The following is a 25,440-nucleotide window of genomic DNA, read 5'->3' on the forward strand; positions in this document are numbered from 1 at the left end:
TGTTTGGTTTTGAATTTATTGTTACAAATATGAAAAAAAAAATAGATTTACCACTATATTTCCTAAAAAAAATGTTATTTTAATGTTAATCAAATCGCCTTTTTGTTAGGGATTCAGCTAGAAAATGATATTTAAAAGTAACTCTTCCAATTAATGATTAGCTTACTTTCTTTAAAGTCGAGTTTGCTGTTTTCAGATTTTCCTATTGCAGTACTTATATTTATCTGTGCGTTTTTTGTAGTAAATAAATATCCTAAGCCCAAGCCTAATAGTTTTTCAGTTGAAAATGCCGTTTTTACATTACCAAGATCTGTAATTGTATAAATGTAAGATTTGTTAGAGGTTGCGTATCGGTATTCTATATTAAGGTAGTTAAAACTATTTGTAAAAATACTTTGCTCGTTAAAGCCTCTAATTGTGGTTGCGCCTCCAATTCTAAAAAGCTCATTATCTAAATAATTGTCTGAATTTAAATAACCAGTATTATTTTTAAAATAAACGGTACTTCTTTGGTTTAGGTCTAATAGGTAAGAAATTGTTGCCTCAATTTTTAGTTGTTGTATGCTTTTACTTGAAGTTTTTCTATTACCGATACTCGGATTTATTTCTAAATAAAACTTGTCGTTGTAAAAGAAATCTTTTTTTGGTATTTTATATTCAAATTGAAGGCCGAAAAAGCGACTATTAAACTTTTCAATTGAATTTGCATTATCTGCATTTAAACTTTCTGAGTTTTCATTTGTAAAAGTAAAAGCAAGTTTTGTTTGGTTGTTTAGAGCGTAAAAAACTTTCGTGTTAATTTTTGTGTTTACAAATGTTGAATCTTGTTTGTAAATATCAAATAACAAATGTGGACTTATTTTTGTTTGAAATATATAAGGTATTTCTGTAGATAGTTTAAATTCTTGTTTTTCTTCGCCGATACTATTCCATAATAATTCAAAACGTTCGCCAGTATCAAAAATATTATTAATTTTTAGATCGATTGTTCCATTAAAAAGTAACTTACCATCTTCTTTAGATGTAAAATTCACAATACCATCAAAGCTATTTTTTTGAGCCTTTTTTAGGTATATATATAATAAGGTAGAATCTTTTGTAAATAATACTTCTGGTTTCTTAATTTCTTCAACAAAAGTTAAACTTTTTACAGCATCAGATATTTGTGTTATTTTTTGTTTACTAAAGACAGTATTTTTGTCAATGTTAAAGTAATTTTTTAAATGCCCTTTCGAAAATTGTTCATATCCTTTAAAAATAACTTTCTGTATGTTTCTTTCTTCGGATTCTTCAATAATTAAATCAGCATAAAGAATGTCTTGTTTTATCTGTATATTATGTAAATTTATTTTTGAAAAAGATTTGCCTTCATTTTCTAATATTTCTGTTAGACTTTTAATTTTATCAGAAAGTTTGTTGATTTCAATAGTTAGTTGTTTCTTTTTTATTTCATCATTCGTAAACAGCAGTTTGTTGTTAGATAAAATTTTAAGAGTTGCTTTTGTAACCTTTTTATTTAATACATAAATAACAGTTGTATTTTTGTCTTCATTTTTCTTCTGATAAATATAAGATGTAAAATAACCGTTGTTTTTTAGGTACTCATTAATTTTAAGTAGTTCTTTGGATATTGAAACAGTGTCTTTGTGGTTTTTTTGAAACAGAATGTCTCTTAAAACTAGTTTATCGTTCTCTGTTTTTGCAGTAAGAGTAAGTGTAAAATTTTGAGTGTAAGAAATATTTAAAAAAAATAACACAAAAAATAAAAACGAAAAAAAAGATTTATGTTGCTTCAAGGTTGCTTTGCTATTGGTATCAAAAGTAAAATAAATAACTAAAAGTTGACTAAAAAAAGTCAAATATCAAAAAATAACTTGTTGATACTTGAATAATTAGAAATTAATTGTACATTTGCGCACTCTTAAAAAAGAGTAAAGGTTTCATTATAAACGAAAAACAGTAATAATTTAGTATGCCAACTATTCAACAATTAGTTCGTAAAGGAAGAACCAAAATAACTAAGAAGAGTAAATCGGCTGCTTTGTCGTCTTGTCCTCAAAGACGTGGAGTTTGTACTCGTGTTTATACTACAACGCCAAAAAAACCTAATTCTGCAATGCGTAAAGTTGCCAGAGTTAGATTGACAAATGGTAATGAGATAAACGCATACATTCCAGGTGAAGGACACAACTTACAAGAGCACTCGATAGTATTAGTTAGAGGTGGAAGGGTAAAAGATTTACCAGGTGTTAAATATCACGTAGTACGTGGTGCATTAGATACAGCCGGTGTTGAGGGTAGAACTCAACGTAGGTCTAAGTACGGTGCAAAACGCCCAAAAAAGTAAGCGTTATTAAATAGTGTTTTAGTTTTAAGTATGGCTTATTTTAAGTTGTGCTTTTGGCTATTAAGTAGTTTAATAACAAATTAATTAACTTTTTTAATGTAAAAGACATGAGAAAAAGAGCAGCAAAAAAAAGAGTCTTATTACCAGACCCAAAGTTTAACGATCAGTTAGTAACTCGTTTCGTTAACAATTTAATGTGGAGTGGTAAGAAGTCAGTAGCGTTTAAAGTATTTTATGATGCTTTAGAGTTAGTAGAAGAAAAAAAGGGTGAAGGCGAAGAAAAATCGGCTTTAGAAATTTGGAAAGACGGTTTGTCTAATGTAATGCCACATGTAGAGGTTCGTTCTCGTCGTGTTGGTGGTGCAACATTTCAAATACCAATGCAAATTAGACCAGACCGTAAGGTGTCTATGGCTATTAAATGGATGATTTTGTATACTCGTAAAAGAAACGAGAAAACAATGGCACAGCGTTTAGCTGCTGAAATTTTAGCTGCGGCTAAAGAAGAAGGTGCTGCTGTTAAAAAGCGTACAGATACTCACAAAATGGCAGAAGCAAACAAAGCATTCTCTCACTTTAGATTTTAATAGAAATGGCTAGAGATTTAAGATATACAAGAAATATTGGTATTGCAGCGCATATTGATGCTGGTAAAACCACAACAACAGAACGTGTATTGTATTATACAGGTGTTTCTCATAAAATTGGAGAAGTACATGATGGTGCAGCAACAATGGACTGGATGGAGCAAGAGCAAGAAAGAGGTATTACAATTACTTCTGCAGCAACAACTTGTACATGGCAGTTTCCTTTAGAGAATGCAGAGAAAACCCCTGAAACTAAAGGATATCACTTTAACATTATTGATACTCCTGGTCACGTAGATTTTACTGTAGAGGTAAATAGATCTTTACGTGTATTAGATGGTTTGGTATTTTTATTTAGTGCAGTTGATGGTGTTGAGCCTCAATCTGAAACTAACTGGAGATTAGCAGACAACTATAAAGTACCAAGAATTGGTTTCGTTAATAAAATGGACCGTCAAGGATCTGACTTTTTAGGTGTTTGTCAGCAAGTAAAAGACATGTTAAAATCTAACGCAGTGCCAATCGTTTTAAACATTGGTGATGAAGATGATTTTAAAGGTATTATAGATTTAGTTAAAAACCGTGCTATTGTATGGCATGATGAAACTCAGGGAGCTACTTTCGATGTAATCGAAATTCCTGAAGAACTAAAAGCTGAGGCTCGTAAGTATCGTGCTCTTCTTATCGAAGAAGTAGCAAGTTATGATGAGAACCTTTTAGAGAAATTCATGGAAGATGAAGATTCTATTACAGAAGAAGAAGTGCATAAAGCATTAAGAGCTGCTGTAATGGATATGGCCATCATTCCTATGATTTGTGGTTCTGCATTTAAAAATAAAGGGGTTCAGTTCTTATTAGATGCTGTATGTCGTTATTTACCTTCTCCTATGGATAAAGATGGAATTGTAGGTGTAAACCCAGATACAGAAAAAGAAGAATTACGTAAGCCTAGTGTAGATGAGCCTTTTGCGGCTTTAGCATTTAAAATTGCTACAGATCCTTTTGTAGGTCGTTTAGCATTTTTTAGAGCATATTCTGGTCGTTTAGACGCTGGTTCGTATGTTTTAAATAACCGTTCAGGTAAAAAAGAACGTATTTCACGTATCTATCAAATGCATGCAAATAAGCAAAACGCTATTGATTATATCGAAGCGGGTGATATTGGTGCAGCTGTAGGTTTTAAATCTATTAAAACAGGTGATACCTTAACAGCAGAAAAATCTCCACTAGTTTTAGAATCTATGGATTTTCCAGATCCAGTAATTGGTATCGCAGTAGAGCCTAAAACAAAAGCAGATGTTGATAGATTAGGTATCGGTTTAGGAAAGTTAGCAGAAGAAGATCCTACTTTTACAGTACGTTCTGATGAGGCTTCTGGACAAACTATTATCTCTGGAATGGGAGAGTTACACTTAGATGTAATTGTAGACCGTTTAAAAAGAGAATTTAAAGTAGAAGTAAACCAAGGTCAACCTCAGGTTGAATATAAAGAAGCTATTACTGCAACTGCAGATCATAGAGAAATTTATAAGAAACAATCTGGTGGACGTGGAAAATTTGCAGACATTGTATTTACAATTGAGCCTGCAGATGAAGGAGTTCAAGGATTACAGTTTACCTCTATCATTAAAGGTGGTAACGTGCCAAGAGAATTTGTACCTTCAGTAGAAAAAGGATTTAAAGAAGCCATGAAAAATGGTCCTTTAGCAGGATACGAAATGGATTCTATGAAAGTAACATTAAAAGACGGTTCTTTCCACGCAGTGGATTCTGATGCCTTGTCTTTTGAATTAGCTGCAAAAATGGGTTATAAAGCTGCTGCAAAATCTGCAAAAGCAAAAATTATGGAGCCATTAATGAAGTTAGAAGTGTTAACTCCAGAAGAAAACATGGGTGATATTGTAGGAGATTTAAATAGAAGAAGAGGTCAGGTAAATGACATGAGTGATCGTGCCGGATCTAAAGTTGTTAAAGCAGTTGTGCCATTATCAGAAATGTTTGGTTACGTAACAGCATTAAGAACAATGTCTTCTGGTAGAGCAACATCTACTATGGAATTTTCACACTATGCAGAAACTCCTTCTAATGTATCAGAAGAGGTAATTGCAAAATCTAAAGGTTAATCTACTAAATAATATAAGATGAGTCAAAAAATTAGAATTAAATTAAAGTCTTACGATTACAATTTAGTAGATAAATCTGCTGAAAAAATAGTAAAGACGGTTAAAAGTACAGGAGCTATTGTAAATGGCCCAATACCTTTACCAACACATAAAAAGATTTTTACAGTTTTACGTTCTCCGCACGTAAACAAAAAATCTAGAGAGCAATTTCAGTTAGCTGCTTATAAAAGATTATTAGATATCTATAGTTCTTCATCGAAAACTATTGATGCTCTTATGAAATTAGAGTTGCCAAGTGGTGTTGAAGTAGAGATAAAAGTTTAATTTTTAACTTTTATTGAACATTCCGAATTTGTTTCGGAATCTCTAAATCAAACAAAAAGTATTTAACTTTCGGTTTAATTTTGTTAAGCCGAAAGTTTTTTATACTTTTGCAACCCGAAATAGAAGTAGGGTACGCTATTTTTTAATGAAAATTAACAAATAGTTACATGTCCAGAGCGTTTCGCGAAGGAAAAACGGAAAAAACAAAATCAGCGTTGAATTTGTTTTACGCTGTTTTTTTTGAGTAAAACTTAAAGGATGCTATCGAAACAATAGTTTCAAACAAATAATTATTAATAGACGCGCTGGATAAATATCTATCGTCTAAAATTTTAACTAAATGTCTGGGTTAATAGGAAGAAAAATTGGAATGACCAGCTTATTTGACGAGAACGGGAAGAATATTCCTTGTACTGTTATAGAAGCAGGTCCTTGCGTTGTTACCCAAGTCAGAACCGAAGAGGTTGACGGCTACAATGCGTTGCAGCTTGGTTTCGATGACAAAAAGGCGAAGAGTTCTAACAAAGCGTTAGACGGTCACTTTAAAAAAGCTGGCACCACTGCTAAGAAAAAAGTCGTTGAATTTCAAGGGTTTGAAGAGGAGTATAAATTAGGAGATGCTATCACGGTAGCTCACTTTGAAGAAGGTGAGTTTGTTGATGTTTCAGGTGTTTCTAAAGGTAAAGGTTTCCAGGGTGTTGTAAAACGTCATGGATTTGCTGGTGTTGGTCAGGCTACGCATGGTCAGCATAACCGTTTAAGAGCTCCGGGTTCTATTGGTGCTGCATCTTATCCTGCAAGAGTATTCAAAGGAATGCGTATGGCAGGTAGAATGGGTGGAGATAAAGTAAAAGTTCAAAACTTAAAAGTATTAAAAGTAGTTGCTGAAAAGAATCTACTTGTTGTTAAGGGAGCAGTTCCTGGTCACAAAAATGCTTTTGTAACTATTCAGAAATAATGAAAGTAGCAGTTTTAGATATTACAGGAAAAGATACAGGTAGAAAGGTTGAGCTTTCTAAAGATGTATTTGGTATAGAGCCTAATAATCATGCAATTTATTTAGATGTAAAGCAGTACTTGGCAAATCAGCGTCAAGGAACTCATAAAGCTAAAGAAAGAGCAGAAATTTCTGGTTCTACAAGAAAGATAAAAAAACAAAAAGGAACTGGTACTGCAAGAGCAGGTTCTATCAAGTCTGGTGTTTTTAGAGGTGGTGGTCGTATGTTTGGTCCTAGACCAAGAGATTACTCTTTTAAATTAAATAAAAACTTAAAGCGTTTAGCACGTAAGTCTGCTTTAAGTATTCAAGCAAATGATAAGAATTTAGTAGTAATTGAAGATTTTAATTTCGATTCTCCAAAGACAAAAAACTTTGTAGATGTATTAAAAGCTTTAGATTTAGATACTAAAAAATCTTTATTTGTTTTAGGTAATGAGAATGCGAATGTGTATTTATCATCACGTAACTTAAAAAAGTCTAAAGTTGTTAAAGCTTCAGAATTAAATACTTATGGTGTTTTAAATGCTAATAAAGTTGTTATGACTGAGGGTTCTTTAGAAGGAATTAATACAAATTTAAGCAAATAGGGATTCGAAATGAGTATTTTAATAAAACCTATTATCACGGAAAAAGCTACAAACGATAGTGAATTATTTAATCGTTATACATTTGTAGTAGATAAAAAAGCTAACAAATTAGAAATTAAAGGTGCTGTTGAAAAAGCATACGGAGTTTCTATAAAAAGCGTTAAAACTTTAAACTATCCAATACAAAGAAATACAAAGTTCACTAAAAAAGGTTTAGTAACTGGTATTAAAAGTGGATACAAGAAGGCTATCGTTCAATTAGCAGAAGGAGAAAGCATTGATTTTTATAACAATCTTTAAGAAAAAGACAACATGTCAGTTAGAAAATTAAAACCAATAACACCAGGTCAGCGTTTTAGAGTAGTAAATGGGTTCGACACCATCACTACTGATAAGCCGGAGAAGAGTTTACTTCTTCCGAAAAAACGATCTGGAGGTCGAAACAGTCAGGGTAGAATGACAACTCGTAATATAGGAGGTGGTCATAAACAAAGATACCGTATTATCGATTTTAAAAGAGATAAGAGTGGTATTCCCGCAACAGTAAAAACTATAGAGTACGATCCTAATCGTACTGCATTTATTGCTTTACTTAGTTATGCTGATGGAGAAAAACGTTATGTAATTGCACAAAACGGTTTACAAGTAGGTCAAACAATTGTATCAGGTACTGGTATTGCACCAGAGATTGGTAATGCAATGGCTTTAAGTGAAATTCCTTTAGGAACTACAATATCATGTATAGAATTACGTCCTGGTCAAGGTGCTGTTATGGCGCGTTCTGCAGGTTCTTTTGCACAGTTAATGGCAAGAGATGGTAAGTATGCAACTGTAAAATTACCTTCAGGAGAAACAAGATTAATCTTGTTAACTTGTATGGCAACTATTGGTGTTGTTTCTAATTCTGATCATCAATTATTAGTATCTGGTAAAGCAGGTAGAAGAAGATGGTTAGGTAGAAGACCAAGAGTTAATGCAGTAAGAATGAACCCTGTCGATCACCCAATGGGAGGTGGAGAAGGACGTGCTTCTGGTGGTCATCCAAGATCTAGAAACGGTATACCTGCTAAAGGATTTAAGACTAGATCTAAGACTAAAGCTAGTAATAAGTATATTATAGAACGTAGAAAGAAATAATAAGTTATGGCAAGATCATTAAAAAAAGGACCTTACGTTCACTATAAATTAGAGAAAAAAGTGTTGGCTAATGTAGAAGCTGGTAACAAAACTGTGATTAAAACTTGGTCTAGAGCAAGTATGATTACTCCAGATTTTGTTGGACAAACAATTGCCGTTCATAACGGACGTCAGTTTGTACCAGTGTATGTTACAGAAAACATGGTAGGGCATAAGTTAGGCGAATTTTCACCAACTCGTTCTTTTAGAGGACACGCTGGTGCAAAAAATAAAGGAAAAAAATAGTAGGATATGGGAGTTCGTAAAAAAAACATGGCAGATCAGTTAAAAGCAGAGAGAAAGCAACGTGCTTTCGCAAAGCTTACTAACTGTCCTACGTCACCAAGAAAAATGCGTTTGGTTGCAGATCAAGTAAGAGGTGTAGAAGTTGAAAAAGCTTTACAAATCTTAAAGTTTAGCCCTAAAGAAGCATCTATCAATTTAGAAAAATTGTTATTGTCTGCAATTGCAAACTGGCAAGCTAAAAATGAAGATGCAGCAATAGAAGAAGCTGGCTTATTTGTAAAATCTATTTGTGTAGATAGCGCAGGAATGTTAAAAAGATTAAGACCTGCACCACAAGGACGTGCGCATAGAATTCGTAAGCGTTCTAACCACGTAACTTTAGAAGTAGGTAGTAAAAATTTAAGTAATTAATCAAAGTAGAAATGGGACAAAAAACTAATCCAATAGGAAATCGTTTAGGAATCATCAGAGGTTGGGAATCTAACTGGTACGGTGGTAATGACTACGGAGATAAATTAGCTGAAGACTATAAGATAAGAGAGTATGTAAATGCTAGATTATCTAAAGCAAGTGTTTCTAGAGTAATTATAGAGCGTACACTTAAACTTGTAACCGTTACTATCACAACTGCTAGACCTGGTATTATTATCGGTAAAGGTGGTCAAGAGGTAGACAAGTTAAAAGAAGAGCTTAAGAAAATTACCGGAAAAGAAGTTCAAATTAATATTTTTGAAATTAAACGTCCAGAATTAGATGCAAAATTAGTTGCAGTTAGTGTTGCACGTCAAATTGAAAATAGAATTTCTTATAAGAGAGCTACTAAGATGGCTATTCAGGCTACAATGCGTATGAACGCTGAAGGAATTAAAATTCAAATTTCTGGTCGTTTAAACGGAGCAGAGATGGCACGTTCAGAGCATTATAAAGAAGGTAGAATTCCTCTTTCTACATTTAGAGCTGATATCGATTATGCACTAGTTGAAGCACATACACAATACGGAAGACTTGGTATTAAAGTATGGATTATGAAGGGTGAAGTATATGGCAAGAGAGAGTTGTCTCCTTTAGTTGGTTTGTCTAAAAAGCAAAGCGGTGGTAAAGGTGGTAATGATAGATCTAAGCGCCAACAACCTCGTAGAAGAAAATAATTTTTAAAATTAGAAATTAAAAATGTTACAGCCAAAAAGAGTAAAATACCGTAAGGTACAGAAGGCAAAAGGAAATATGACTGGTATTTCTGGTAGAGGAAATCAACTTTCTAATGGAATGTTTGGTATTAAGTCTTTAGATCAGAATTTATTAACTTCTCGTCAAATAGAAGCAGCTCGTATTGCAGCTACTCGTCATATGAAAAGAGAAGGTCAGTTATGGATAAAAGTATTTCCAGATAAGCCAATTACCAAAAAACCTTTAGAGGTTCGTATGGGTAAAGGTAAAGGAGCACCAGATCATTTTGTTGCAGTTATTAAACCAGGTAGAATTTTGTTTGAAGTTGGTGGAGTGCCAATGGATGTAGCAAAAGAAGCTTTGCGTTTAGCAGCACAAAAACTTCCAGTAAAAACGAAGTTTGTTGTAGCAAGAGATTTTGATATTAACGCATAATTCTAAATAAAATGAAACAATCTGAAATTAAAGAATTAGCTATCGCAGATCTTAATGAGAAGCTAAGCGCGTTGCAAAAGAATTATACTGATCTTAAAATGGCTCATGCAATAACTCCGTTAGAGAACCCATTGCAATTGAGAAGTTTAAGAAGAACTGTAGCAAGAATTGCAACAGAATTAACAAAAAGAGAATTACAATAATTCTATAGTCAGTTTTAAAGATGGAAAAAAGAAATCTTAGAAAAGAGAGAATTGGTGTTGTTTCAAGCAACAAAATGGAGAAATCTATTGTTGTAGCAGAAACTAAAAGAGTAAAGCACCCAATGTACGGAAAGTTCGTATTAAAGACTAAGAAGTACGTTGCACACGACGAAAAGAATGATTGCAACGAAGGAGATACTGTTAGGATCATGGAAACAAGACCTATGAGTAAATCTAAACGTTGGAGATTAGTAGAAATCCTAGAAAGAGCTAAATAATATGTTACAGACAGAATCAAGATTAAAAGTCGCAGATAACACTGGAGCAAAAGAAGTTTTAGTGATTAGAGTTTTAGGAGGAACAAGAAAACGTTACGCAAGTATTGGAGACAAGATTGTAGTATCTGTTAAATCTGCTACTCCTAACGGAACTGTTAAAAAAGGTCAAGTATCTAGAGCAGTTGTTGTAAGAACGAAAAAAGAAGTTAGACGTAAAGATGGATCATACATCAGATTTGATGATAATGCATGTGTACTTTTAAATCCTACAGAGGAAATGAGAGGAACTCGTGTTTTTGGACCCGTTGCACGTGAACTTCGTGAGAAACAATTCATGAAAATAGTATCATTAGCACCTGAAGTGCTTTAAATCATTAATAAGATGAAGAAGTTCAAATTAAAATCAGGAGATACTGTAAAAGTAATTGCAGGTACTAATAAAAATTCTGAAGGTAAAGTATTACAAATCATTAAAGATAAAGACAGAGTAGTTGTTGAAGGTGTAAACTTAGTTTCTAAGCACACCAAGCCAAGTGCACAAAGTCCTCAAGGTGGTATTGTAAAGAAAGAAGCATCAATACATATCTCTAATGTTATGTTAGTAGAAGATGGTGTTGCTGTAAGAGTAGGTTATAAAGTTGATGGAGATACGAAGACAAGAATCTCTAAAAAAACTAAAAAATAATAATAATCATGAGTTACGTACCAAGATTAAAAGCAGAATACAAAGAAAGAGTTATTACAGCTCTTACTGAAGAATTCAGTTATAAGAATGTAATGCAAGTACCAAAATTAGAAAAAATTGTTGTTTCTAAAGGTGTTGGTGCTGCTATTGCAGATAAGAAATTAATAGATTATGCCTTAGAAGAGTTGACTAAAATTACAGGTCAGAAAGCTATTTCTACAATGTCTAAAAAAGATATTGCTGCATTTAAATTACGTAAAGGGATGCCAATTGGCGCTAAAGTTACTTTACGTGGAGATAAAATGTACGAGTTTTTAGATAGATTAGTTACAGCTTCTTTACCACGTGTAAGAGACTTTAACGGTATAAAAGCTAATGGATTTGATGGGAGAGGTAATTACAATTTAGGAATTACTGAACAAATTATTTACCCAGAAATCAATATTGACCAAGTTAAAAAAATTAACGGTATGGATATTACTTTTGTAACATCTGCAAATACCGATAAGGAAGCAAAGTCATTATTAGGAGAATTAGGTTTACCATTCAAAAAAAATTAAGAAATGGCTAAAGAATCAATGAAAGCGCGTGAGCGCAAGAGAGAACGTATTGTTGCAAAGTATGCTGATAAAAGAAAAGCTTTAAAAGAAGCTGGAGATTATGATGCATTACAGAAATTACCAAGAAATGCATCACCAATTAGATTACACAACAGATGTAAATTAACTGGTCGTCCAAAAGGATATATGCGTCAGTTTGGTATATCACGTGTAACATTTCGTGAAATGGCTAATCAAGGATTAATACCAGGCGTTAAAAAGGCAAGTTGGTAGAAATCAAAAATAAAGCTTAATAATAAAAATAGAATGTGTATCTTTGCACGCTCTATTTTTTTTGAGTACAAGAATTTTAACTGATTATAGGTTCATTTATCACAGAGAAATCTGTAGCATAAATAGAGGTATTTGAAAACCGTAATCGCAATTTTATATTAATATGTATACAGATCCAATCGCGGATTTTCTTACCAGAGTAAGAAATGCTATCGCAGCAGGACACAGAGTAGTAGAAATTCCGGCTTCGAACTTGAAGAAGGAAATGACTAAAATTTTGTTTGATCAAGGTTATATTTTAAGCTATCAGTTTACTGACAACAAAGTTCAGGGAACTATTAAGATCGCTTTAAAGTATGATAAAGAAACAAAAGAGTCAGTAATTAGAAAAATTCAACGTATAAGCACACCTGGTTTACGTAAATATGTTGGCTCTACAGAGATGCCAAGAGTATTGAACGGTTTAGGTATTGCTATTGTTTCTACATCGAAAGGTGTAATGACAAACAAAAAAGCTCGTACTGAGAACGTTGGAGGTGAAGTTTTATGTTACGTTTATTAAATCTTAAGAAATGAGTAGAATAGGAAAAAATCCCGTTAGCATTTCACAAGGTGTAGATGTAAACATAAAAGACAATGTTATTACTGTTAAAGGAAAGTTGGGCGAATTGTCTCAAACTATATCAGAAGGTATAACAATAAAAAATGAAGATGGTATTATCACTTTAGATAGAGCATCTGAAAGTAAAAACCATAAAGCACAACATGGTTTAATGAGAGCTTTGATTAGTAACATGATCGAAGGTGTAAGTAAAGGTTGGACTAAAGAATTAGAATTGGTTGGTGTAGGTTATAGAGCCTCTAATCAAGGACAAAAATTAGACTTAGCTTTAGGTTTCTCTCATAATATTGTTTTAGAACTTGCTCCAGAAGTAAAGGTTGAAACAGTATCTGAGAAAGGGAAAAACCCGATCATTAAATTAACTTCATTTGACAAGCAATTAGTTGGTCAAATAGCTGCAAAGATTCGTTCTTTTAGAGCTCCTGAACCTTACAAAGGAAAAGGTGTGAAGTTTGTTGGTGAAATATTAAGAAGAAAAGCAGGTAAATCTGCATAATATATAGCATTATAGCATTATGGCATTATCAAAGCTACAAAGAAGAGCTAGAATTAAGCGTAGAATTAGAAAAATTATTTCTGGTACAGCTACTAAACCAAGATTATCGGTTTACAGAAGTAATAAAGAAATATACGCTCAATTAGTAGACGATGTAAACGGAGTTACTTTAGCTTCAGTTTCATCTAGAAATAAAGAAATTAAAGCAGGTACTAAGTTAGAAGCGGCTACAGCAGTTGGTAAAGCAATTGCAGAAAAAGCAACTAAAGCAGGTTTAGATACTGTTGCTTTTGATAGAAACGGGTATTTATATCACGGTAGAGTTAAAGTATTAGCAGACGCTGCAAGAGAAGCTGGTTTAAAATTTTAAGAAGTTATGCAAGGATATAAAAACGTAGAAAGAGTTAAACCAAGCGGATTAGAGCTTGTAGATAGATTAGTAGGAGTACAACGTGTTACTAAAGTTACAAAAGGTGGTAGAGCATTTGGTTTCTCTGCAATTGTTGTTGTTGGTGATGGTAACGGTGTTGTTGGTCATGGATTAGGGAAATCTAAAGATGTTGCTTCTGCAATTGCAAAAGCAATTGAAGATGCTAAGAAAAATCTAGTTAGAATTCCTATTCTTGAAGCAACTTTGCCACATGAGCAAAAAGGTAAATTTGGTGGTGCAAAAGTATTCATCAAGCCTGCATCTCATGGTACAGGGGTTATTGCTGGTGGTGCTGTAAGAGCAGTATTAGAAGCAGTTGGTATACATGATGTATTATCAAAATCTCAGGGATCATCAAACCCACACAATGTTGTAAAAGCAACTTTTGATGCTTTATTACAATTGCGTAGTGCTGCATCTATTGCAAAGCATAGAGGTATTTCTTTAGAAAAAGTATTTAACGGATAAATCTAAGAACGATGGCAAGAATAAAAGTTACACAAGTAAAAAGTCAAATCGGACGTCTTCAAAGTCAAAAAAGAACTTTAGAAGCTTTAGGTTTACGTAAAATGAACCAAACTGTAGAGCATGAGGCAACTCCTTCTATAGTTGGTATGGTAAATACAGTTAAACACTTAGTTTCTTTTGAAGAAATTAAATAAGATATTATAAAAAATGAGTTTACATAATTTAACACCAGCAGAGGGTTCCGTAAAAAAAGGAAAAAGAATTGCAAGAGGTGAAGGATCTGGAAAAGGTGGTACCGCGACAAGAGGACACAATGGACAGAAATCTCGTTCTGGTTATTCTAAAAAGATTGGTTTTGAAGGTGGGCAAATGCCACTTCAAAGACGTGTACCAAAGTTTGGTTTTACAAACATCAATCGAGTAGAGTACCAAGGTATCAACTTAGACAAATTACAGTCTTTAGTTGAGAGTGGAAAAATAACTGATACAGTTAATTTAGATATTTTAATTGCTAATAGATTAGCACGTAAAAACGACTTAATAAAAATATTAGGTGGTGGAGAGTTAAAAGCTAAATTAAATATAACTGTACATAAATTTACAGCAACAGCAAAAGCAGCTATCGAAGCAGCTGGTGGTGAAGCTGTTACTTTATAACAACTCGTAAATGATGAATTTTATAAATAGATTAAAAGACATTTTCAGTATAGAAGAATTGAAAAACAAAATTCTTCTTACAATCGGTTTAATCGCTGTGTATCGTTTTATGGCATCTGTACCATTACCTGGTATCGATCCTTTACAATTATCAGCATTAAAAGAAAGTACATCTGGTGGTCTTTTAGGTTTATTAAATGCATTTACAGGAGGGGCTTTTGCTAGAGCATCTGTGATGGCTTTAGGTATTATGCCTTACATTTCTGCATCTATTGTAGTTCAGTTAATGGGAATTGCGGTTCCATATTTACAGAAGTTACAAAAAGATGGAGAAAGTGGACGTAAGAAAATTACACAAATAACAAGATGGTTAACTATTGGTATTACATTGGTGCAAGCACCAACGTATATTACTGCTATTAAAACACAATTTGGTTTAGGACCAGAAGCTTTTTTAGTAAGTGGTGCTACTTTTTGGGTTTCATCTATAATTATTTTAACTGCAGGTACAATCTTTGCTATGTGGTTAGGAGAGCGTATTACTGATAAAGGTATTGGTAACGGAATATCGTTATTAATTACAGTTGGTATTATTGCTAATTTTCCTGCCGCCTTTTTGCAAGAGTTTGTTGCTAAAACAACAAATGCTGGTGCAGGTGGAATCATGATGGTTCTAATTGAAATCATTGCATGGTTTGTTGTAATTTTGTTAACTGTATTATTGGTTACAGCTGTTCGTAAGATAGCTGTGCAATATGCAAGAAGAACTGTTGCAGGTAGCGTACAAAATGTTGCCGGTTCTAGAGATTATATACCTCTTAAATTAAACGCAGCAGGTGTTATGCCAATTATTTTTGCACAAGCTATTATGTTTTTACCTGTTGCATTAGCACAGCGTTACCCTGCAATTGCAGGTTTACAAGACATCAATGGTTTAGGCTATAATGTTATTTTTGCTTTGTTGATTGTAATCTTCAGTTATTTTTATACTGCAATTACAATTCCTACAAACAAAATGGCAGATGACTTAAAAAGAAGTGGTGGTTTTATACCAGGTATTAGACCGGGTAAAGACACAGCAGATAGATTAGATTCTGTATTATCTAGAATCACTTTTCCAGGGTCATTATTTTTAGCAGCACTATCAATATTACCAGCTATTGTAGTTCAGTTTGGAGTACAACAAAGTTGGGCAATGTTTTACGGTGGTACCTCATTAATAATTATGGTAGGTGTTGCAATTGATACCTTGCAGCAAATTAATTCTTACTTATTAAACCGTCATTATGATGGCTTAATGAAAGCAGGAAACAGCAATAGAAAATCGAACAATCAATAGTATGGCTAAACAATCAGCAATTCAACAAGACGGAACAATTACAGAAGCATTATCAAATGCAATGTTTCGTGTAGAATTAGAAAACGGACATATTGTAACGGCTCACATTTCTGGTAAAATGCGAATGCATTATATCAAACTTTTACCTGGTGATAAGGTAAAGTTAGAAATGAGTCCGTACGATTTAACAAAAGCAAGAATTACTTACAGGTATTAAAAGATTAAATAATTAAAAGATTAAAAGATGGATGGTGTTTTTAAATACTTTAATCTTTTAATTTTTAAATAAAACTAGAAACGATGAAAGTTAGAGCATCAGTTAAAAAAAGAAGTGCCGACTGCAAGATAGTACGCAGAAAAGGTAGATTATATGTAATTAATAAACAAAATCCTAGATTTAAACAAAGACAAGGGTAATGGCAAGAATAGCAGGTATAGATATTCCAAAGAATAAAAGAGGTGTTATCGCATTAACTTACATCTTTGGTATAGGAAACAGCAGAGCTAAACAGATTTTAGCAAACGCAAAAGTAGATGAAAGCATCAAAGTTCAAGATTGGTCAGATGATCAAATATCAGCAATTAGAGAGCAAACAGGTTCTTTTACAATTGAGGGTGAATTACGTTCTGAAGTACAAATAAACATCAAGCGATTGATGGATATTGGTTGTCAAAGAGGAATACGTCATAGACTTGGTCTTCCATTAAGAGGACAAAGAACTAAGAACAACTCTAGAACAAGAAAAGGTAAGCGTAAAACTGTCGCTAACAAGAAAAAATAAGTTAGATAGTGTAATAAAGATCTAACAATAGAAATCTATAAAGTTAGAAAACTAAATTACCAAAACTGAAAAATTATGGCAAAAGCAAGTTCAAAAAAACGTAAAGTAATTATTGAAGCTGTAGGAGAAGCACATGTAACTGCATCTTTTAACAACATCATTATATCTTTAACAAATAAAAAAGGTGATGTTATATCATGGTCATCTGCAGGTAAAATGGGTTTTAGAGGTTCTAAAAAGAATACTCCTTATGCAGCTCAATTAGCAGCAGAAGATTGTGCAAATGTTGCAAAAGAAGCTGGTTTACGTAAAGTAAAAGTGTATGTTAAAGGACCTGGTAATGGTAGAGAATCTGCTATCAGATCTATTCATAACGCAGGTATAGAAGTAACAGAAATTATCGATGTTACGCCTATTCCTCATAACGGATGTAGACCTCCAAAGAGAAGAAGAGTATAATTAAATATTTTAACTTGATAGGAACTAGATTATCGAAGGAGTAAGCCTTAATTCATAATCCCTATCTATAACACAAAAAGAAATGGCAAGATATACAGGACCAAAAACTAAAATTGCTCGTAAGTTTGGAGAAGCAATTTTTGGAGACGACAAAAATTTTGAAAAAAGAAACTATCCTCCAGGACAGCATGGTAATGCTAGAAGAAGAGGAAAAAAATCTGAATATGCAACTCAGTTAATGGAGAAGCAGAAAGCTAAATATACGTATGGTATTTTAGAGCGTCAGTTTAGTAATTTATTTAAAAAAGCACAATCAGCAGGTGGTATTACAGGTGAAGTTTTATTACAATTATGTGAGTCTCGTTTAGACAACGTAGTTTATAGAATGGGAATCTCCAATTCTAGAAGTGGTGCTCGTCAATTAGTATCTCACAGACATATTACAGTAAACGGAGAAATAGTAAACATTCCTTCTTATAGTTTACAAGATGGTGATGTGGTTGCTGTAAGAGAAAAATCTAAATCTTTAGTAGCAATTGATCATGCATTAGCATCTAACAGCAATGTGTATGAATGGTTGACTTGGAATTCTGATAAAAAAGAAGGTTCTTTTGTGAAAGCACCAGAAAGATTACAAATTCCAGAGAACATCAAAGAACAATTAATCGTAGAATTATATTCTAAGTAATAAATTAATCATATTGACATTTAGCCAAAGGGTTTGTTTGTACTTCTTCAGACTTACAAACCGCGCAACTAAATAACAATTAAAAAGAAGAACAATGGCAATTTTAAATTTTCAAAAACCTGATAAAGTAATCATGATTGAATCTACAGATTTTTCTGGTAGATTTGAATTTAGACCTTTAGAACCAGGTTTTGGTTTAACTGTAGGTAACGCATTAAGAAGAGTACTTTTATCTTCTTTAGAGGGATTTGCAATTACATCTTTAAGAGTAGACGGTGTAGAACACGAGTTTTCAACAGTACCTGGTATTGTAGAAGATGTTACAGAAATAATTTTAAACTTAAAGCAAGTACGTTTTAAGAAACAAATAGATGAAACTGATAGAGAAACTGTTTCAATTTCATTATCTGGTCAAGAGCAGTTTACTGCAGGAGATTTACAGAAATTTATCTCTGGTTTTCAAGTATTGAATCCAGATTTAGTAATCTGTAACATGGATAAATCTGTAAAGTTAAATGCAGAAATTACAATTGAAAAAGGTAGAGGATTTGTACCTGCAGAAGAAAATAAAAAAGCGACTGCACCAATAGGAACTATCTTTACAGACTCTATTTACACACCTATTAAGAATGTAAAGTATGCAATCGAAAATTTTCGTGTAGAGCAAAAAACAGATTATGAAAAATTAGTTTTCGATATCGATACTGATGGATCAATCAACCCTAAAGATGCTTTAACTGAAGCTGCAAAGATTTTAATTCACCACTTTATGTTATTCTCTGATGAGCGTATTACTTTAGAGGCTGATGAAATTGCACAAACAGAAACTTATGATGAAGAGTCATTACACATGCGTCAGTTATTAAAAACTAGATTGATAGATATGGATTTATCTGTAAGAGCTTTAAATTGTTTAAAGGCTGCAGAAGTAGATACATTAGGAGATTTAGTTTCTTTTAACAAGAGCGATTTAATGAAGTTTAGAAACTTTGGTAAAAAATCATTAACAGAATTAGAAGAGTTAGTGATTGTTAAAGGCCTTAGTTTTGGAATGGATTTAACAAAATATAAATTAGATAGAGATTAACTTTTCATATTTTGCTCCTCAAAATGAGTAGATGCAAGATGAAATTCATAAACAAACGTAATGAGACACGGAAAAAAACACAATCATTTAGGAAGAACAACTTCGCATAGAAAAGCCATGTTAGCAAACATGAGTTGTTCATTAATAACACACAAACGTATTAATACTACAGTTGCTAAAGCAAAAGCTTTAAGAGTATTTGTAGAGCCATTAATTACAAAGTCTAAGTCAGATACAACTCACAATAGACGTGTTGTTTTTTCTTATTTACGTGATAAGTTTGCAGTAACAGAATTATTTAAAGAAATTTCTGTAAAAGTTGCAGACAGACCAGGTGGTTATATTCGTATTATCAAATTAGGTAATCGTCAAGGAGATAACGCACCAATGGCAATGGTAGAATTAGTTGATTACAACGAAATCTACAATCCAAATGGTAAAAAAGCTAAGAAAACTACTCGTAGAGGGAAAAGCAAAAAAGTTGAAACTCCTCAAGTAGAAACGACGGCAACAGAAGAAAAATCTGAAGAATAGAAAATGAAAATTTTTTAATCATATTTAAAAGGGATAAGCGTTTACGTTTATCCCTTTTTTTATATTTTTACACCAACAATTACAATTGCAAACACAACACACACCAATGAAATATCAAACACGCAAAAAAGCTTTAGTTTTATTAGCAGACGGAACCATTTTTTACGGTAAATCTGTCGGAATAGAAGGAACATCTACAGGAGAAATTTGTTTTAATACTGGAATGACTGGTTATCAAGAGATTTTTACAGATCCTTCTTATTTCGGTCAACTCATGGTAGCAACCAATGCACATATTGGTAATTATGGGGTAAACGATGCAGAAGTAGAATCTGATGGGATTAAAATATCTGGCTTAATTTGTAGAAACTTTAGTTTTACTCATTCTAGAGTAGATTCTTCTGGTAATTTAAAAGATTGGTTTGTAAAACATAATTTGGTTGCAATCTCAGATGTTGATACCAGAGCTTTGGTTTCTTATATTAGAGATAATGGTGCTATGAACGCAATCATCTCTACAGATGTAGATAATATTGATGCGTTAAAAGCCCAATTGTCAAAGGTGCCTTCTATGGAAGGTTTAGAATTAGCATCTAAAGTTTCTACTACAGCACCTTATTATGTTGGTGATGAGAATGCAGAAATTAAAATTTCTATTTTAGATATTGGTATTAAAAAGAACATTATAAGAAATTTAGTAAAGAGAGGTGCTTATGTTAAAGTATTTCCTTACAATGCTACTTTTAATGATTTGTCAAGCTTTAACCCAGATGGGTATTTTATTTCTAACGGGCCTGGAGATCCAGAACCTTTAACAGAAGCACAAGTAGTTGCATCAGAAATTATTAAAAGAGATTTACCATTATTTGGTATCTGTTTAGGGCATCAAGTAATTGCGCTTGCAAATGGTATTTCTACCTATAAAATGCACAATGGTCATAGAGGTATCAATCATCCTGTTAAAAATTTATTAACTGGTAAAGGAGAAATTACTTCACAAAACCATGGTTTTGCAATCAATAGAGAAGAAACAGAAGCTAATGATGCTGTAGAAATTACACACGTACATTTAAATGATCATACAGTTGCAGGTGTTCGTATGAAAAACAAAAACACTTTTTCTGTGCAATATCATCCAGAAGCAAGTCCAGGACCTCATGATTCTGAGTATCTGTTTGATCAATTTATAGCAAACATTAAAGAAGCTAAATTGGTTTCTAATTCTTAATTAAAAATATTAATTTTTTGAAAACGTTTTCGTAAGTAAGCGTTTTAAACCATTATTAAACCTACTGTAATTTGTAAATTAGCATTATATTTTACAGTAATAAATTAAATAAATAAAACAATATGAGCATTATAATAAGCGTTCACGCACGTCAAATTTTTGATTCAAGAGGAAACCCAACAGTAGAAGTAGATGTAACTACAGATAGTGGTTTTTTAGGTAGAGCAGCTGTACCTTCAGGAGCTTCAACAGGAGAGCATGAAGCAGTAGAGTTAAGAGATGGTGGCAAAGATTATATGGGTAAAGGTGTTTTAAAAGCTGTAAATAATGTAAACAGTATAATTGCAGAAGAGTTATTAGGAACTTCTGTTTTTGAACAAAATACTATAGATCAATTAATGATTGATTTAGATGGTACACCTAACAAGTCTAAATTAGGTGCTAATGCAATTTTAGGTGTTTCTTTAGCGGTTGCTAAAGCTGCAGCAAATGAGCTTGGTTTGCCATTATATAGATATGTTGGTGGTGTTTCTGCGAACACATTACCAGTACCAATGATGAATATTATCAATGGAGGTTCTCATTCAGATGCACCTATTGCTTTTCAAGAATTTATGGTAATGCCAGTAAAAGCAACTAATTTCTCTCATGCAATGCAAATGGGGTCAGAAATTTTTCATAACCTAAAGAAAGTTTTACACGATAGAAACTTATCTACAGCTGTAGGTGATGAAGGTGGTTTTGCACCAAATTTAGCGGGCGGAACAGAAGATGCATTAGAAACAATTGCATTAGCAGTAAAAAATGCGGGTTATAAATTAGGCGATGAAATTATGATTGCTTTAGATTGTGCTGCTGCAGAGTTTTATGTAAATGGTAAGTATGACTATTCTAAGTTTGAAGGTGAAACTGGTAAAGTAAGATCTAGCCAAGAACAAGCTGATTATTTAGCAGATTTAGCCGCTAAATATCCTATTATTTCTATAGAAGATGGTATGGATGAAAATGATTGGGAAGGATGGAAATATTTAACTGAAAAAGTTGGAGATAAAGTTCAATTAGTTGGTGATGATTTATTTGTGACTAACGTAGAGCGTTTGTCTAGAGGAATTGAACAAAATATTGCGAATTCAATCTTAATTAAAGTAAATCAGATTGGTACACTAACAGAAACAATTGCTGCTGTTAATATGGCTAAAAATGCAGGTTATACCTCTGTAATGTCTCATAGATCTGGTGAAACTGAAGATAATACAATTGCAGATTTAGCGGTTGCGTTAAATTGCGGACAAATAAAAACAGGTTCTGCTTCTCGTTCAGACAGAATGGCAAAGTATAATCAATTATTACGTATAGAAGAAGAGTTAGGAAGCACTGCTTATTTTCCAAAAGAAAAAGCATTTAAATTATAATAAAGATAATTTTCTTACTAAATACAAGCCTCATATTTAATTATGAGGCTTTTTTATGCCGTTATTTTAATAAGTTAATACTATTATAAAATTCCAAAAATCTATCAATTCTTGTTTTCTAATTTCTTTTATATTTGGTATCTTCGTGCCAGTATAAACAGGGATCTAAAATATTTACAAATGTCAGATATAGCAAAATTACAGATTGGTGATAATTCATATGAATTTCCACTTGTAAAAGGAACAGAAAATGAAGTTGCAATTAATATTAAAACCTTAAGAGGTGCAACAGATGGAGTAATTACAATAGACCCGGGTTTTAAAAATACAGGTTCTTGTGAAAGTGCTATAACTTTTCTTGATGGAGAAAAAGGAATTTTACGTTATAGAGGGTATTCTATTGAAGAGTTAGCTGAAAAAGCAGACTTTTTAGAAGTTGCCTATGCTTTAATTTTTGGAGATTTACCTTCAAAAGAACAGTTAGAGAAATTTCATTCAGATATTAAAGAAAATTCTGTTGTAGATGATGATGTAAAAAAGATTTTAGATGCTTTTCCAAAGTCTGCGCATCCAATGGGTGTTTTGTCTTCATTAACAAGTGCTTTAACAGCATTTAATCCAGGTTCTGTAAATGTAGATTCTGAAGAAGATATGTATAAGTCTGTTGTTAAAATTATGGGTAAGTTCCCTGTTTTAGTAGCATGGACTATGCGTAAAAAACAAGGTTTGCCTTTAAATTATGGTTCTAAATCTCTTGGTTATGTAGAAAACATCTTAAAAATGATGTTTGAGCAGCCAAATGAAGATTATGTAATGAGCCCTATTTTAAAAGATGCTTTAGATAAGTTATTAATTTTACATGCAGATCATGAGCAAAATTGTTCTACATCAACAGTAAGAATAGTAGGTTCTTCTCATGCAGGTTTGTTTGCTTCTCTTTCTGCGGGTATATCTGCTCTTTGGGGACCATTACATGGTGGTGCAAATCAGGCTGTTTTAGAAATGCTAGAAGCAATAAAAGAAGATGGTGGTGATACTAAAAAGTACATGGCTAAAGCTAAAGATAAAAATGACCCTTTTAGATTAATGGGTTTTGGTCATAGAGTTTACAAAAATTTCGATCCAAGAGCTAAAATTATTAAACTAGCTGCAGATGAAGTTTTAAAAGACTTAGGTATTGTAGATCCTATCTTAGAAATTGCAAGAGGTTTAGAGCAAGAAGCACTTAATGATCCTTATTTTGTTGATAGAAAATTATACCCTAACGTAGATTTTTATTCAGGTATTATTTATAGAGCTATGGGTATTCCTGTAGAAATGTTTACAGTAATGTTTGCTTTAGGACGTTTACCTGGTTGGATTGCTCAATGGAAAGAGATGAGATTAAATAAAGAGCCAATAGGTCGTCCTCGTCAAATATATACTGGTGAAAATCATAGAAATTTTAAAAGTATCGAAAAAAGATAAAATTTTTAAATTTAAAATTCAAAGCTTCATTTTTATGAAGCTTTTTTTATCCATAGATAAATGTTAAAACTTAATATACAAAACGAAACTTCTAGGCTTAGAGCTGTTATATTAGGGACTGCTAAAAGCAATGGACCTGTCCCAAAAGTTGAAGATTGTTATGATCCTAAAAGTAAACTTCATGTATTAGCAGGGACGTATCCAAAAGAAGAAGATATGTTTTTAGAAATGGAAGCTGTAGCTACCGTTTTTAAAAAATATGAAGTGCAAGTTTATAGACCAAATATCATTGAAAATTACAATCAAATATTTTCTAGAGATATTGCTTTTGTTATAGAAGATACCCTTATTAGAGCAAATATATTGCCAGATAGAGAGTTAGAGTACAAGGCTATTCAAGAGGTTGTCAATCAGATTAACCCGGCTAAGGTAGTTGTGCTTCCAGAAGAATGTCATATTGAAGGTGGAGATGTAATGCCATGGAATGAGTACATTTTTATCGGAACTTATTCTGGTGCTGATTATGCCGATTTTATTACTGCAAGAACAAATTTAGCAGCAGTAAAAGAGATTCAGAAACTTTTTCCGGATAAAAAAGTTAAATCTTTCGAGTTAAGAAAATCAAATACCAATGCTAAAGAAAATGCACTCCATTTAGATTGTTGTTTTCAACCCATTGGTAAAGACAAAGCAATCATTCATAAAAATGGTTTTTTAAACCAAAATGAATATAATTGGTTGGTTGCTTATTTTGGCGAGCAAAATGTTTTCGAAATTACTAAAGAAGAAATGTATAACATGAATAGTAATGTGTTTTCAATTTCTGAAAATGTAATTGTTTCTGAGAAAAATTTTACAAGACTAAATGGATGGTTAAGAAATAATGGTTTTATAGTTGAAGAAGTGCCTTATGCAGAAATTGCCAAACAAGAAGGCTTATTACGCTGTTCTACCATGCCGTTAGTAAGAGATTAAGCTTTTTTAAACTCATAAAAAAACCAAGTAATTTTATTACTTGGTTTTTTGCTTTAAAAAAATAATGAATTTAATTTATTCTTCTTTTTTTAAATTATTCAAATACTCTTGAAAACGTTTTCCGTAATCAGAGGCTTTTATTTTATCTGTAAAAGAATTGTTTACTGTGTCTAACATCTTTATACTTGCATCATACATATCTGTTAGAGCAATGTAAGGTGCTACTTCTGTATCTGCATTAGAGATAGCAAAATTGGTAGTAAACAATACTTTTCTTTTTGTAAGTTTAAGATATTCTTGTTCTAACCTACTTATTTCTTCTTTGTCATTTGCTTTTTTAGCTTCAAAGTCTTTTTTGATAAAATCTAAACGATTTTCCTGAAATTTAGATTTTACTTTATTGTATTTGTCTAAAATTGTCTGATTTTTAGATCCTAAAATTTCTGGATTATAGCCAAATTGTTCTAACTTATCATTGATTGTTATTTCTCCTGCTTCACCAAAAAACAAGATTCTTTTATCTGTTGTATTACCATCAAAAGTTACATAATATAAAACTGGAGATTCTACATTATCTGTAAGTTTAAAATCATCGTTTCCTAACAAGGTAATAGAGTCTACAGATATTAAAACTGTATCTTTCATTTTTTGAAGGTAAAGTGTTCCTTTTTTAAGGCCTTTAATTTTACCTTTAACAACCATGTTTCCCTCTTTTTTAGAGGAACATGCACTTATTAAAACTGCAACCACTAAAAGTGTAATAATTTTCTTCATATTTCTAAAATTTCAATTGCAAATATGCATT

The 25,440-nt window shown here is 32.4% G+C and carries 38 protein-coding genes; 36 read left to right on the forward strand and 2 right to left on the reverse strand.

Translation table 11 applies throughout. The annotated features are described in order from the left end of the window. Positions 1-131: 131 nt before the first annotated feature. Positions 132-1,796, reverse strand: coding sequence for a ShlB/FhaC/HecB family hemolysin secretion/activation protein (locus Q0678_RS06235; RefSeq protein WP_299055434.1), 1,665 nt, complete (start codon positions 1,794-1,796; stop codon positions 132-134). Positions 1,797-1,972: 176 nt separating this feature from the next. On the opposite strand from Q0678_RS06235, the gene rpsL reads away from it, so the two are divergent. The 36 genes from rpsL (at position 1,973) to Q0678_RS06415 (ending at position 24,635) form a co-directional block, all read left to right on the forward strand. After that, entirely contained in the window at positions 1,973-2,347 is a 375-nt protein-coding gene (rpsL, locus tag Q0678_RS06240) for a 30S ribosomal protein S12 (RefSeq protein ID WP_018943587.1), read from the forward strand. 107 nt (positions 2,348-2,454) lie between these two features. Further along, a complete protein-coding gene (gene rpsG, locus Q0678_RS06245) occupies positions 2,455-2,934 on the forward strand; it encodes a 30S ribosomal protein S7 (protein WP_299055436.1) in 480 nt (159 codons plus the stop codon). Between the two features lie 5 nt (positions 2,935-2,939). Then, positions 2,940-5,057 carry an elongation factor G gene (gene fusA, locus Q0678_RS06250; protein WP_299055438.1) on the forward strand — a complete coding sequence of 706 codons (2,118 nt, stop codon included), beginning with the start codon at positions 2,940-2,942 and terminating at the stop codon, positions 5,055-5,057. Positions 5,058-5,075: 18 nt separating this feature from the next. Then, positions 5,076-5,381, forward strand: coding sequence for a 30S ribosomal protein S10 (gene rpsJ / locus Q0678_RS06255; RefSeq protein ID WP_015482219.1), 306 nt, complete (start codon positions 5,076-5,078; stop codon positions 5,379-5,381). A 340-nt stretch (positions 5,382-5,721) separates the two neighbouring features. Then, a complete protein-coding gene (gene rplC / locus Q0678_RS06260; protein WP_299055441.1) occupies positions 5,722-6,339 on the forward strand; it encodes a 50S ribosomal protein L3 in 618 nt (205 codons plus the stop codon). Continuing rightward, complete coding sequence (gene rplD / locus Q0678_RS06265) at positions 6,339-6,968, forward strand: 50S ribosomal protein L4 (protein WP_299055443.1); 630 nt, start codon at positions 6,339-6,341, stop codon at positions 6,966-6,968. Before rplC ends, rplD begins: the two co-directional genes overlap by 1 nt. 9 nt (positions 6,969-6,977) lie before the next feature. After that, positions 6,978-7,268, forward strand: coding sequence for a 50S ribosomal protein L23 (gene rplW, locus Q0678_RS06270; RefSeq protein WP_299055445.1), 291 nt, complete (start codon positions 6,978-6,980; stop codon positions 7,266-7,268). Positions 7,269-7,280: 12 nt separating this feature from the next. Next, the gene (rplB, locus tag Q0678_RS06275) at positions 7,281-8,105 is read left to right on the forward strand and encodes a 50S ribosomal protein L2 (RefSeq protein WP_299055447.1); all 825 of its coding nucleotides are present in this window, start codon (positions 7,281-7,283) and stop codon (positions 8,103-8,105) included. A 6-nt stretch (positions 8,106-8,111) separates the two neighbouring features. After that, positions 8,112-8,390 carry a 30S ribosomal protein S19 gene (rpsS, locus tag Q0678_RS06280; RefSeq protein ID WP_015482224.1) on the forward strand — a complete coding sequence of 93 codons (279 nt, stop codon included), beginning with the start codon at positions 8,112-8,114 and terminating at the stop codon, positions 8,388-8,390. Between the two features lie 6 nt (positions 8,391-8,396). Then, positions 8,397-8,801: a 50S ribosomal protein L22 gene (gene rplV, locus Q0678_RS06285; RefSeq protein WP_299055451.1), complete on the forward strand. Its 405-nt coding sequence runs from the start codon at positions 8,397-8,399 to the stop codon at positions 8,799-8,801. 11 nt (positions 8,802-8,812) lie between these two features. After that, complete coding sequence (gene rpsC, locus Q0678_RS06290; protein ID WP_299055453.1) at positions 8,813-9,538, forward strand: 30S ribosomal protein S3; 726 nt, start codon at positions 8,813-8,815, stop codon at positions 9,536-9,538. Positions 9,539-9,560: 22 nt separating this feature from the next. Further along, on the forward strand, positions 9,561-9,992 hold the full coding sequence (gene rplP, locus Q0678_RS06295) for a 50S ribosomal protein L16 (protein ID WP_299055456.1): 432 nt from the start codon (positions 9,561-9,563) through the stop codon (positions 9,990-9,992). An 11-nt stretch (positions 9,993-10,003) separates the two neighbouring features. Continuing rightward, positions 10,004-10,195, forward strand: coding sequence for a 50S ribosomal protein L29 (gene rpmC / locus Q0678_RS06300; protein ID WP_299055459.1), 192 nt, complete (start codon positions 10,004-10,006; stop codon positions 10,193-10,195). A 20-nt stretch (positions 10,196-10,215) separates the two neighbouring features. Continuing rightward, positions 10,216-10,473: a 30S ribosomal protein S17 gene (gene rpsQ, locus Q0678_RS06305; protein WP_018943599.1), complete on the forward strand. Its 258-nt coding sequence runs from the start codon at positions 10,216-10,218 to the stop codon at positions 10,471-10,473. Between the two features lies 1 nt (position 10,474). Next, a complete protein-coding gene (gene rplN / locus Q0678_RS06310; RefSeq protein ID WP_004568733.1) occupies positions 10,475-10,843 on the forward strand; it encodes a 50S ribosomal protein L14 in 369 nt (122 codons plus the stop codon). A gap of 12 nt (positions 10,844-10,855) precedes the next feature. Further along, positions 10,856-11,158, forward strand: a complete 303-nt coding sequence (gene rplX / locus Q0678_RS06315; RefSeq protein ID WP_299055463.1) for a 50S ribosomal protein L24 — start codon at positions 10,856-10,858, stop codon at positions 11,156-11,158. A gap of 8 nt (positions 11,159-11,166) precedes the next feature. After that, positions 11,167-11,718 carry a 50S ribosomal protein L5 gene (gene rplE, locus Q0678_RS06320; protein WP_299055466.1) on the forward strand — a complete coding sequence of 184 codons (552 nt, stop codon included), beginning with the start codon at positions 11,167-11,169 and terminating at the stop codon, positions 11,716-11,718. Between the two features lie 3 nt (positions 11,719-11,721). Continuing rightward, positions 11,722-11,991 carry a 30S ribosomal protein S14 gene (gene rpsN, locus Q0678_RS06325; RefSeq protein ID WP_299055469.1) on the forward strand — a complete coding sequence of 90 codons (270 nt, stop codon included), beginning with the start codon at positions 11,722-11,724 and terminating at the stop codon, positions 11,989-11,991. Positions 11,992-12,154: 163 nt separating this feature from the next. Continuing rightward, positions 12,155-12,553 carry a 30S ribosomal protein S8 gene (gene rpsH, locus Q0678_RS06330; protein ID WP_299055471.1) on the forward strand — a complete coding sequence of 133 codons (399 nt, stop codon included), beginning with the start codon at positions 12,155-12,157 and terminating at the stop codon, positions 12,551-12,553. Positions 12,554-12,563: 10 nt separating this feature from the next. Beyond that, complete coding sequence (rplF, locus tag Q0678_RS06335) at positions 12,564-13,109, forward strand: 50S ribosomal protein L6 (protein ID WP_299055474.1); 546 nt, start codon at positions 12,564-12,566, stop codon at positions 13,107-13,109. A 19-nt stretch (positions 13,110-13,128) separates the two neighbouring features. Continuing rightward, positions 13,129-13,479 (forward strand): 50S ribosomal protein L18, encoded by a 351-nt coding sequence (rplR, locus tag Q0678_RS06340; protein WP_299055476.1) that lies wholly within the window; start codon positions 13,129-13,131, stop codon positions 13,477-13,479. Between the two features lie 6 nt (positions 13,480-13,485). Continuing rightward, entirely contained in the window at positions 13,486-14,007 is a 522-nt protein-coding gene (gene rpsE, locus Q0678_RS06345) for a 30S ribosomal protein S5 (RefSeq protein WP_299055479.1), read from the forward strand. Between the two features lie 11 nt (positions 14,008-14,018). Then, positions 14,019-14,201 (forward strand): 50S ribosomal protein L30, encoded by a 183-nt coding sequence (rpmD, locus tag Q0678_RS06350; protein WP_036783629.1) that lies wholly within the window; start codon positions 14,019-14,021, stop codon positions 14,199-14,201. 13 nt (positions 14,202-14,214) lie between these two features. Beyond that, entirely contained in the window at positions 14,215-14,664 is a 450-nt protein-coding gene (gene rplO, locus Q0678_RS06355; RefSeq protein WP_299055482.1) for a 50S ribosomal protein L15, read from the forward strand. A gap of 13 nt (positions 14,665-14,677) precedes the next feature. Then, positions 14,678-16,003 (forward strand): preprotein translocase subunit SecY, encoded by a 1,326-nt coding sequence (gene secY, locus Q0678_RS06360; RefSeq protein WP_299055814.1) that lies wholly within the window; start codon positions 14,678-14,680, stop codon positions 16,001-16,003. Position 16,004: 1 nt separating this feature from the next. Next, a complete protein-coding gene (infA, locus tag Q0678_RS06365) occupies positions 16,005-16,220 on the forward strand; it encodes a translation initiation factor IF-1 (RefSeq protein WP_015482241.1) in 216 nt (71 codons plus the stop codon). An 83-nt stretch (positions 16,221-16,303) separates the two neighbouring features. After that, positions 16,304-16,420, forward strand: coding sequence for a type B 50S ribosomal protein L36 (gene ykgO, locus Q0678_RS06370; protein WP_004568720.1), 117 nt, complete (start codon positions 16,304-16,306; stop codon positions 16,418-16,420). Then, a complete protein-coding gene (rpsM, locus tag Q0678_RS06375) occupies positions 16,420-16,785 on the forward strand; it encodes a 30S ribosomal protein S13 (RefSeq protein ID WP_299055485.1) in 366 nt (121 codons plus the stop codon). The genes ykgO and rpsM overlap by 1 nt, the downstream gene beginning before the upstream one ends. Before the next feature lie 75 nt (positions 16,786-16,860). After that, the gene (rpsK, locus tag Q0678_RS06380) at positions 16,861-17,244 is read left to right on the forward strand and encodes a 30S ribosomal protein S11 (RefSeq protein WP_100947468.1); all 384 of its coding nucleotides are present in this window, start codon (positions 16,861-16,863) and stop codon (positions 17,242-17,244) included. 82 nt (positions 17,245-17,326) lie between these two features. Next, positions 17,327-17,932, forward strand: a complete 606-nt coding sequence (rpsD, locus tag Q0678_RS06385; RefSeq protein ID WP_299055495.1) for a 30S ribosomal protein S4 — start codon at positions 17,327-17,329, stop codon at positions 17,930-17,932. 94 nt (positions 17,933-18,026) lie between these two features. After that, on the forward strand, positions 18,027-19,019 hold the full coding sequence (locus Q0678_RS06390; RefSeq protein WP_299055498.1) for a DNA-directed RNA polymerase subunit alpha: 993 nt from the start codon (positions 18,027-18,029) through the stop codon (positions 19,017-19,019). A gap of 60 nt (positions 19,020-19,079) precedes the next feature. Then, positions 19,080-19,553 carry a 50S ribosomal protein L17 gene (rplQ, locus tag Q0678_RS06395; protein WP_299055500.1) on the forward strand — a complete coding sequence of 158 codons (474 nt, stop codon included), beginning with the start codon at positions 19,080-19,082 and terminating at the stop codon, positions 19,551-19,553. Between the two features lie 106 nt (positions 19,554-19,659). Further along, positions 19,660-20,781 (forward strand): glutamine-hydrolyzing carbamoyl-phosphate synthase small subunit, encoded by a 1,122-nt coding sequence (gene carA, locus Q0678_RS06400; protein WP_299055502.1) that lies wholly within the window; start codon positions 19,660-19,662, stop codon positions 20,779-20,781. Positions 20,782-20,903: 122 nt separating this feature from the next. Further along, entirely contained in the window at positions 20,904-22,193 is a 1,290-nt protein-coding gene (gene eno / locus Q0678_RS06405; RefSeq protein WP_299055504.1) for a phosphopyruvate hydratase, read from the forward strand. A gap of 180 nt (positions 22,194-22,373) precedes the next feature. Next, positions 22,374-23,660 carry a citrate synthase gene (locus tag Q0678_RS06410; protein ID WP_299055507.1) on the forward strand — a complete coding sequence of 429 codons (1,287 nt, stop codon included), beginning with the start codon at positions 22,374-22,376 and terminating at the stop codon, positions 23,658-23,660. Between the two features lie 60 nt (positions 23,661-23,720). After that, entirely contained in the window at positions 23,721-24,635 is a 915-nt protein-coding gene (locus tag Q0678_RS06415) for a dimethylarginine dimethylaminohydrolase family protein (protein ID WP_299055509.1), read from the forward strand. Positions 24,636-24,710: 75 nt separating this feature from the next. Here Q0678_RS06415 and Q0678_RS06420 read toward each other — a convergent pair whose 3' ends face one another. Then, on the reverse strand, positions 24,711-25,409 hold the full coding sequence (locus Q0678_RS06420; RefSeq protein WP_299055511.1) for a DUF4369 domain-containing protein: 699 nt from the start codon (positions 25,407-25,409) through the stop codon (positions 24,711-24,713). Between the last annotated feature and the right edge of the window lie 31 nt (positions 25,410-25,440).

The sequence above is a fragment of the uncultured Polaribacter sp. genome (genome assembly GCF_947497125.1).
GTDB lineage: Bacteria > Bacteroidota > Bacteroidia > Flavobacteriales > Flavobacteriaceae > Polaribacter.

Coding starts and splice junctions, on each gene's coding strand:
- rplB (WP_299055447.1), top strand. CDS start 7,281: ATGTCAGTTAGAAAATTAAAACCAATAACACCAGGTCAGCGTTTTAGA.
- secY (WP_299055814.1), top strand. CDS start 14,678: ATGAATTTTATAAATAGATTAAAAGACATTTTCAGTATAGAAGAATTG.
- rplW (WP_299055445.1), top strand. CDS start 6,978: ATGAGTATTTTAATAAAACCTATTATCACGGAAAAAGCTACAAACGAT.
- rplF (WP_299055474.1), top strand. CDS start 12,564: ATGAGTAGAATAGGAAAAAATCCCGTTAGCATTTCACAAGGTGTAGAT.
- rplV (WP_299055451.1), top strand. CDS start 8,397: ATGGGAGTTCGTAAAAAAAACATGGCAGATCAGTTAAAAGCAGAGAGA.
- rplE (WP_299055466.1), top strand. CDS start 11,167: ATGAGTTACGTACCAAGATTAAAAGCAGAATACAAAGAAAGAGTTATT.
- eno (WP_299055504.1), top strand. CDS start 20,904: ATGAGCATTATAATAAGCGTTCACGCACGTCAAATTTTTGATTCAAGA.
- rpsK (WP_100947468.1), top strand. CDS start 16,861: ATGGCAAAAGCAAGTTCAAAAAAACGTAAAGTAATTATTGAAGCTGTA.
- rpsM (WP_299055485.1), top strand. CDS start 16,420: ATGGCAAGAATAGCAGGTATAGATATTCCAAAGAATAAAAGAGGTGTT.
- carA (WP_299055502.1), top strand. CDS start 19,660: ATGAAATATCAAACACGCAAAAAAGCTTTAGTTTTATTAGCAGACGGA.
- rpsH (WP_299055471.1), top strand. CDS start 12,155: ATGTATACAGATCCAATCGCGGATTTTCTTACCAGAGTAAGAAATGCT.
- rplQ (WP_299055500.1), top strand. CDS start 19,080: ATGAGACACGGAAAAAAACACAATCATTTAGGAAGAACAACTTCGCAT.
- rplN (WP_004568733.1), top strand. CDS start 10,475: ATGTTACAGACAGAATCAAGATTAAAAGTCGCAGATAACACTGGAGCA.
- rpsS (WP_015482224.1), top strand. CDS start 8,112: ATGGCAAGATCATTAAAAAAAGGACCTTACGTTCACTATAAATTAGAG.
- fusA (WP_299055438.1), top strand. CDS start 2,940: ATGGCTAGAGATTTAAGATATACAAGAAATATTGGTATTGCAGCGCAT.
- rpsE (WP_299055479.1), top strand. CDS start 13,486: ATGCAAGGATATAAAAACGTAGAAAGAGTTAAACCAAGCGGATTAGAG.
- Q0678_RS06420 (WP_299055511.1), bottom strand. CDS start 25,409: ATGAAGAAAATTATTACACTTTTAGTGGTTGCAGTTTTAATAAGTGCA.
- rplR (WP_299055476.1), top strand. CDS start 13,129: ATGGCATTATCAAAGCTACAAAGAAGAGCTAGAATTAAGCGTAGAATT.
- ykgO (WP_004568720.1), top strand. CDS start 16,304: ATGAAAGTTAGAGCATCAGTTAAAAAAAGAAGTGCCGACTGCAAGATA.
- infA (WP_015482241.1), top strand. CDS start 16,005: ATGGCTAAACAATCAGCAATTCAACAAGACGGAACAATTACAGAAGCA.
- rplP (WP_299055456.1), top strand. CDS start 9,561: ATGTTACAGCCAAAAAGAGTAAAATACCGTAAGGTACAGAAGGCAAAA.
- rpsG (WP_299055436.1), top strand. CDS start 2,455: ATGAGAAAAAGAGCAGCAAAAAAAAGAGTCTTATTACCAGACCCAAAG.
- rpsN (WP_299055469.1), top strand. CDS start 11,722: ATGGCTAAAGAATCAATGAAAGCGCGTGAGCGCAAGAGAGAACGTATT.
- rpsL (WP_018943587.1), top strand. CDS start 1,973: ATGCCAACTATTCAACAATTAGTTCGTAAAGGAAGAACCAAAATAACT.
- rpsC (WP_299055453.1), top strand. CDS start 8,813: ATGGGACAAAAAACTAATCCAATAGGAAATCGTTTAGGAATCATCAGA.
- rplX (WP_299055463.1), top strand. CDS start 10,856: ATGAAGAAGTTCAAATTAAAATCAGGAGATACTGTAAAAGTAATTGCA.
- rplC (WP_299055441.1), top strand. CDS start 5,722: ATGTCTGGGTTAATAGGAAGAAAAATTGGAATGACCAGCTTATTTGAC.
- rplO (WP_299055482.1), top strand. CDS start 14,215: ATGAGTTTACATAATTTAACACCAGCAGAGGGTTCCGTAAAAAAAGGA.
- Q0678_RS06410 (WP_299055507.1), top strand. CDS start 22,374: ATGTCAGATATAGCAAAATTACAGATTGGTGATAATTCATATGAATTT.
- rpsD (WP_299055495.1), top strand. CDS start 17,327: ATGGCAAGATATACAGGACCAAAAACTAAAATTGCTCGTAAGTTTGGA.
- rplD (WP_299055443.1), top strand. CDS start 6,339: ATGAAAGTAGCAGTTTTAGATATTACAGGAAAAGATACAGGTAGAAAG.
- Q0678_RS06415 (WP_299055509.1), top strand. CDS start 23,721: ATGTTAAAACTTAATATACAAAACGAAACTTCTAGGCTTAGAGCTGTT.
- rpsQ (WP_018943599.1), top strand. CDS start 10,216: ATGGAAAAAAGAAATCTTAGAAAAGAGAGAATTGGTGTTGTTTCAAGC.
- rpmD (WP_036783629.1), top strand. CDS start 14,019: ATGGCAAGAATAAAAGTTACACAAGTAAAAAGTCAAATCGGACGTCTT.
- rpsJ (WP_015482219.1), top strand. CDS start 5,076: ATGAGTCAAAAAATTAGAATTAAATTAAAGTCTTACGATTACAATTTA.
- Q0678_RS06390 (WP_299055498.1), top strand. CDS start 18,027: ATGGCAATTTTAAATTTTCAAAAACCTGATAAAGTAATCATGATTGAA.
- rpmC (WP_299055459.1), top strand. CDS start 10,004: ATGAAACAATCTGAAATTAAAGAATTAGCTATCGCAGATCTTAATGAG.